A 1,219-nucleotide genomic window follows, 5' to 3' on the forward strand; every position below is an offset into this window, starting at 1 on the left:
GGTCGACGCCCCGCGGGCCGCGCCCAGCATCAGCAGCAGCTCGACGAGGTTCTCCTGCACCGGCGCGACCAACGGCTGGATGAGGAAGACGTCACGCTCCCGGCAGTTCGCCGGCAGCTGCACCTCCAGACAGTCGTTCGCGAACCGCTGGACCCGCACCCGGTGCAGCGGCACGTCCAGGTGCGCGCAGATCTCCTCGGCGAGGGTGGGATGGGCACTGCCGCTGAAGACGGCGATGTCTCGCACGAACCGCTCCCTGTTCTCTTTTCGCGAGCCGGCTGGCATCGTCGCCTGGGCCGGCCGGCCTCGGTCATCGCTGGCCTGGGCGCCGTCCGCATGGCCGGCGCCCTAGTCGATTGCTCCGGATGCTACCGATCCCGGCGCGCCGACGACGTGCTGGCAGCGCGCAGCGCGCCGACGGCGGACTCAGGCGGCGCGCAGAGCTTCGCGCAGCGGCACCCGCGTCCCCGAACGCTTCACCGCGTTGCCGTACACCCGCCCGGCCAACCAGACCAGCACCGCGATCCACGCCAGGGACAGCGCCAGCGCGACCAGCACCTGCCAGACTGCCGATCACCATCGGCATCAGGATCGGCGCGAACAGCGGAACGATCGCCAGCGCTCCGATCAGACCGCTGTCCGGTGTCGACGGCAGCACCGAGATGCCCAGCACATACGGAATGATGATCATCGAGATCATCGGGGCGGTCACCCCGCCGGCGTCCTCCTGGCGCGACACCAGCGCCCCGGCGGCGGCGAACATCAGCGCATACATCGCGAACCCGATCAGATACCACAGCAGCGCCGCCGCCACCGACCCCACCGCGATCCCCGTTGGGATGCCCAGATCCCCGGTGGCCAGCCCCAACCCGACCCCGACCACGCCGATCAGCACCAGCTGGCCGAGGGCCACCACACCGATCCCGAGCACCTTGCCCGCCATCAGCTGCCACGGGCGGATGACGGCCAGCAGCAGCTCCACCACCCGGCTCGTCTTCTCCTCGATGACGCTCTGCGCCACCGCCGGACCGAAGATCAGCAGCGAGATGTAAATGAGACCACCCGCGAGCAGCCCGAGCAGCAGTCGGGAGCCGTCCCGCGCAGGCGCGTGGTGCAGCGCGGTGACGTCGACTCCCGCCGTCGCGACCGCCCGGCCCACCGTCGCCGGATCCCCACCGAGGGCGGAAATCTGCCCCGCCAATGCCGCCTGGCGGGCCGC

The 1,219-nt window shown here is 71.0% G+C and carries 2 protein-coding genes; both read right to left on the reverse strand.

Annotation, left to right across the window (positions count from 1 at the left end; translation table 11 throughout):
* Positions 1-246, reverse strand: a 246-nt coding sequence (locus tag G6R25_RS24055; RefSeq protein ID WP_163554661.1) for a ribose-phosphate pyrophosphokinase-like domain-containing protein, incomplete at its 3' end; no start/stop codon positions are given.
* Between the two features lie 64 nt (positions 247-310).
* Positions 311-1,219, reverse strand: a 909-nt coding sequence (locus G6R25_RS24060) for an ABC transporter permease (protein WP_235949536.1), incomplete at its 5' end; no start/stop codon positions are given.

This window comes from Candidatus Frankia alpina (assembly GCF_902806485.1).
GTDB classification, from domain to species: Bacteria; Actinomycetota; Actinomycetes; order Frankiales; family Frankiaceae; genus Frankia; species Frankia alpina.